Source organism: Streptomyces sp. NPDC057654 (assembly GCF_042800135.1).
Taxonomy (GTDB): Bacteria; Actinomycetota; Actinomycetes; order Streptomycetales; family Streptomycetaceae; genus Streptomyces.
The window spans coordinates 1-5,184 of the sequence record NZ_JBHVHQ010000620.1; the positions used below are offsets into that span (position 1 = coordinate 1).

At 72.9% G+C, this 5,184-nt stretch carries 4 protein-coding genes; 2 read left to right on the forward strand and 2 right to left on the reverse strand.

Features of this window, described 5'->3' with window-relative positions:
- Positions 1-25: 25 nt before the first annotated feature.
- A complete protein-coding gene (locus tag ACFU99_RS32080) occupies positions 26-1,639 on the reverse strand; it encodes an ABC-F family ATP-binding cassette domain-containing protein (RefSeq protein ID WP_384398715.1) in 1,614 nt (537 codons plus the stop codon).
- Positions 1,640-1,957: 318 nt separating this feature from the next.
- On the opposite strand from ACFU99_RS32080, the gene ACFU99_RS32085 reads away from it, so the two are divergent.
- The gene (locus ACFU99_RS32085) at positions 1,958-2,362 is read left to right on the forward strand and encodes a (2Fe-2S) ferredoxin domain-containing protein (protein WP_384398717.1); all 405 of its coding nucleotides are present in this window, start codon (positions 1,958-1,960) and stop codon (positions 2,360-2,362) included.
- A gap of 104 nt (positions 2,363-2,466) precedes the next feature.
- Positions 2,467-3,696, forward strand: coding sequence for an alpha/beta fold hydrolase (locus tag ACFU99_RS32090; RefSeq protein WP_384398719.1), 1,230 nt, complete (start codon positions 2,467-2,469; stop codon positions 3,694-3,696).
- Between the two features lie 40 nt (positions 3,697-3,736).
- On the opposite strand, the gene ACFU99_RS32095 is transcribed toward ACFU99_RS32090, so the two are convergent.
- Positions 3,737-5,184 (reverse strand): primary-amine oxidase (locus ACFU99_RS32095; protein ID WP_384398721.1); only part of this gene is annotated, 1,448 nt, incomplete at its 5' end.

The following is a 5,184-nucleotide window of genomic DNA, read 5'->3' on the forward strand; positions in this document are numbered from 1 at the left end:
GGGTGCGCACCCCGGCCCGTACCGATCAGGCATCCTCTTTTCTCTCCTCCGGGTCCAGCACCACCTCCCGCGTGATGCCGATCTCCTTCAGGAACGGCCGGTCGTGGCTCGCGACGATCAGCGCCCCCTCGTACGACTCCAGCGCGCTGACGAGCTGCCGGACGCTCGCCATGTCCAGGTTGTTGGTCGGCTCGTCGAGCAGCAGGAGCTGCGGGGCGGGCTCGGCCAGCATCACGGCGGCCAGCGTCGCGCGGAAGCGTTCGCCGCCGGAGAGCGTCCCGGCCGGCCGGTCCGCGCGGGCGCCCTTGAAGAGGAAGTGCGCGAGGCGGGCGCGGACGCGGTTGTTGGTGGCGCCGGGCGCGAAGCGGGCCACGTTCTCGGCGACGGTCAGCCCGTCGTCGAGGATGTCGAGCCGCTGCGGCAGATAGCGCAGCGGTACGTGGGTGAGCGCCTCGCCCCTCACCGGCGGGAGCTCTCCGGTGATGGTGCGCAGCAGGGTGGTCTTGCCGGCGCCGTTGGGGCCGAGGAGCGCGATCCGTTCGGGGCCTCGGACGTCCAGGTGGGCGCGGGCTCCGCCCCGTACCTCCAATGAGTCGAGAGTCAGCACGCCGCGGCCGGGCGGCACGGCGGTGTAGGGCAGTTCGACGCGGATCTCGTCGTCGTCGCGGACGGCCTCGACGGCCTCGTCCAGCCGGTCCTCGGCCTCCTTGAGTTTCTCGGTGTGCATGATGCGGTGTTTGCCCGCGGAGACCTGGGCCTCGCGCTTGCGCTCGTTCATGACGACCTTCGGTTCGCGCTTGTTCTCGTTCATCTTCTTGCCGTAGCGGACCCGGCGGGCCAGTTTGACGTGGGCCTCGGTCAGCTCCCGCCGCTGGCGCTTCACGTCGGCCTCGGCGACCCGCACCATGCGCTCGGCGGCCTCCTGCTCGGCCGCCAGGGCCCGCTCGTACGCGGAGAGGTTTCCGCCGTACCAGTGGACTTCGCCGCCGCGCAGGTCGGCGATCCGGTCGACCAGTTCGAGCAGTTCGCGGTCGTGGCTGACCACGACCAGGACGCCGGACCAGTCGGCGACGGCGTCGTACAGGCGCTGCCGGGCGCGCAGGTCCAGGTTGTTGGTGGGTTCGTCGAGGAGCAGCACGTCGGGGCGGCTGATCAGCAGGGCCGCGAGCCGCAGCAGCACGGACTCGCCGCCGGAGAGCGCGCCGGTGGTGCGGTCGAGTCCGATGCCGTCCAGGCCGAGCCGGTCGAGGGCGGCGCGGGCGCGCTCCTCGACGTCCCAGTCGTCGCCGACGGCGGTGAAGTGCTCCTCGCTCGCGTCGCCGTTCTCGATGGCGTGCAGCGCGGCGCGGGTTTCGGCGATGCCGAGGGCCGCGTCGACGCGGAGCGAGGTGTCGAGGGTGAGGTTCTGCGGCAGGTAGCCGATCCGTCCGGCGACGCGCACGGCTCCGGCGCCCGGGGTCAGCTCTCCCGCGATCAGCTTCAACAGGGTGGACTTCCCCGCGCCGTTGAGGCCGATGAGCCCGGTGCGGCCGGGGCCGACGGCGAGCTGGAAGTCTTCCAGTACGGGTGTGCCGTCGGGCCAGGCGAAGTCGAGGCCGGTGCAGGAGATGGAGGCTGCCGAAGGGGGCGTATGAGACATACAGGGTCTCCGTGGTGCTCAGTGGTGAAAAGGAATGGGCACAACACGTGGAGACACCACGAGGGTGGGTGGAGGCGGCTCTGTGCCGAGGTCGCACGCACACGTCCGCGCGCCGGAGCGGCGCGATCGGTCGCGGTGTCTCATGACCTCAGTAGAGCAACGGCCTTCTCCCATCAGCGGCGGTAACGTCGGGGACGACGGTAGGACGGCGGGCGCGCGCCTCGCAACGGGTTTTCCCTCGCAACGGGTTTTCCCGCTCGCCGCGCACCGTGGCGCACGCCCTGATCGCGCGGTCCGCCGGTGCGTATCATCTGCCGGATGACCTCGAACAACGCGCGCCGCTCGGCGCCCGCCGCGAGATCGTGCCGGATCACTGTCTGCCGGGGCTGCTGCTGCGGCGACCCGCGCAAGGTGCCCGGCGTCGATCACGCGGGGCAGATAGCCCGGCTGCGCGCGGCGCTCGACGGCGCGGCGCCGGTACGGGCCTCGGAGTGCCTGGACGTGTGCGAGCAGGCCAATGTGATGGTGGTGCAGCCCTCGCCCGCGGGGCGGGCGGCGGGCGGGCGGCCGGTCTGGCTGGGGCTGGTCAACGACGACGGGGCGCTCGCGGACATCGCGGCGTGGGTGCGGGCCGGGGGGCCGGGGGTCGCGGAGCCGCCGGGGGTGCTCGATCTGTACGGGTTCACGGTCTCGCGGCGGGTCGGCAAGGCGCTGGAGGGCTGAGGGCCCGCGCCGTATCCCCGATCAGGGGGCGCGAGTGCACCCCGCCCCGTCCTTTGACCGACCGTGTGGCTCTGGGCATGGTTGACTCTGCGTAGGGTTCCTCCATGACGATGTTTGACGAGCTGCCGCCCTTCGAGCTGGCGTTTCCGGGGCCCCTGCGCGACCAGTTGGTCGCCGCCGTGCTCTCCGGCGCGAAGACCTCCACCACCGGCCTGGTGCGGGAGTACGAGCTCGCCGGCGATCCGCTGCCCGAGGTGGGAGAGCGGTCCGCGGTGATCGACTCGGCCGGACAGCCGGTCGCGGTGATCGAGGTGACGGAGGTACGCGTCGTACCTCTGGGTGAGGTCGACGAGGCGCACGCGCGCGACGAGGGCGAGGGCCACGAGACCGTCGCCGCGTGGCGCGCGGACCACGAGGGCTTCTGGCACAGCCCGCAGATGCGGCAGGCGCTCGGGGACCCGCACTTCACCGTGGACGACGGGACGCCGGTGGTCGCGTGCCGGTTCATGGTCGTGGAGTGCGGGCGGGCGCCCGTGGAGAACGGCGAGCTGTACTACGAGGCCGCGGGCAGCGGCCCGGTGCTGGTGCTGCTGCACGGCGGGATGCTCGACATGGGCATGTGGGACGAGCAGTTCACCCGGCTCGCGCGGTCGGGGCGGCGCGTCATCCGCTACGACGCGCGGGGGCACGGCCGCTCCTCGGTGAGCGACGGCGACTGGTGTGACCACGACGATCTGTACGCGCTCCTGGACCGGTTGCGCGTCGTACGGGCCACCCTCGTCGGGCACTCGTCGGGCGCCCGGATCGCGGTGGACACGGCGATCGCGCACCCCGGCGTCGTGGCGGGGCTGGTGCTGCTCGCGCCGGGACTCAGCGGCAGCGAGATCACCGACCCCTATATCCAGGAGCACCTCCAGGGGCAGGAGAAGTGCTTCGGCGCGCCGGACGGCGCGGAGCGGTTCGTCGAGCACTATCTGCGGATGTGGGTGGACGGCCCGTACCGCGAACCGGAGGCGGTGGACCCGGTGTTGCGCGAGCGGATCTGGGCCACGGCCACGGCGAATGTCACGGCCAATGTCGCGACGCCGACCCTGGGCCGGGCGATCGAGGCCCAGGCGGTGGAGCGGCTGCACGAGATACAGGTGCCGACGGTGGCCCTCATCGGCGAGCTGGACAGCGGGGACGTCGCGGGCAACCTCGCGGACATCGTCTCGGTGGTGCCCGGCGCGCGGGCCGTGGTGGTGCCGGGCGCCGGGCATCTGGTGAGCCTGGAGGGGCGGGCGTCCTTCGAGCAGTCGCTGGACGCGTTCCTGCGGGCGCACCCCTGGGTGTAGAGAGCTCTGCGAGCCCTGGAGCACTACGAACCGTCGGGCGCTACGAGCCCTCGCCGTGGCAGTGGCCGCCCCCGCTCTCCCTCGGCAGGTCGAGGGCGGGGTTGCGGTCGAAGAACCCGGTGGGCCGCAGGGTGAAGCCGCTGTGGTCCACGGGCATGACCGGCCACTCCTCGGGCCGGGGCAGGTGGGTGGGGCCGAAGGTGTGCCAGAGGGTGAGTTCGGTGTTCTCCAGCGACTCGTCGCCGGCGGCCCAGGCCGGCAGCCCCGCGCCGCCGGGGTGCTGGTTGGGGTGGTCGCCCGCGGGGTAGCGGCGGTCCGTACGGTGCCGGGTGACCCACAGGTGTTTCGTCCCGTACGCCATGCGCCGGGCGACGTCGGAGCCGGGCCGCGCGAGGAGCACCGGGCCGGGCTGCGGCACGAGGGTGTACGCGACGGGGCGGCCCATGCGGTTCAGCGAGCCGGGGTTGGTGATCTGCCAGCGCCTGCCGAGCGCGGGGTCCGCGAGCCGCCCGCCGTCCCCGGCGGCGGCGATCGGGGTCGTACGGGCGGTGAAGGCGTTGCCCGCGGGGTTGCCGGGGCCCGCCGGGACCGGCACGACGTCGACCTCCTCGACGGTATTGGCGGGCCCGTCGACGGCGGCGTCGAGCCGTACGCAGAACAGGTGCTGGTGGTACGGGGCCAGCAGCCCCGGCGCGACCTCCGTGCCGTACGGCGAGCCCGCGCCCGGCGTGATGGCCGCGGTCTGCACGATGCCGGTGGACTTGGCCTCGAAGCCGATGGAGCCGTCCTGGTGGAAGTACCAGTAGAAGCCGTAGTCGTAGTTGCCGACGGTCGCGATGAAGGAGACCACGAGGCGGCGGGCGCGGCGGCTCTCGACGGCGTCGCCGTTGAACGTGTCGGTGTGCTTCCAGAGCAGCCCGAAGTCCTCCTCGTGCAGGCAGACGGCGTTGGGCAGGGTGCGCGGGGCGCCGAGGTCGTCGGCGAGCACGGCGTCGAGGTAGCGGATCTCGCCGAGGCAGTCGCAGCCGAGCCGCAGCGCGTTGGCGCTGCGGCCCAGCGCGTACTCCCCCGCGTCGAGGAACGCCACCCAGTTGCGGCTCTCCGCCGCCTCCCCGTACGCGACGGCCATCTCGGCGAGCGAGGCGCGGTGCAGCACGGGCCGCTCGCGGTCGCCGTCGCGGTACGCGATCCGGTGCAGGACCAGGCCCTCGCGGGCGTTGAAGTCGATGCGCAACGACCAGTTCTGCCAGCTGAGCCGGTTGCCGTCGAGGGTGAACGAGGGGCCCTCGGGCTGGGTGATCTCCAGCGGGCGCAGGCCGGTGCGGGCGGGCCCGTTGAACTCGGCCTCGTAGCGCCCGCACTCGGCCGGCACCGGCACCGGGCCGGTGTCGATGATCCGTACGACGCGCCGCTCGACCATGTCGACGTCGGCGACCAGGCCGCCGACCGGGTGCGCCCAGGCGCTGTCGTCCGGCGTGCAGCGCAGCC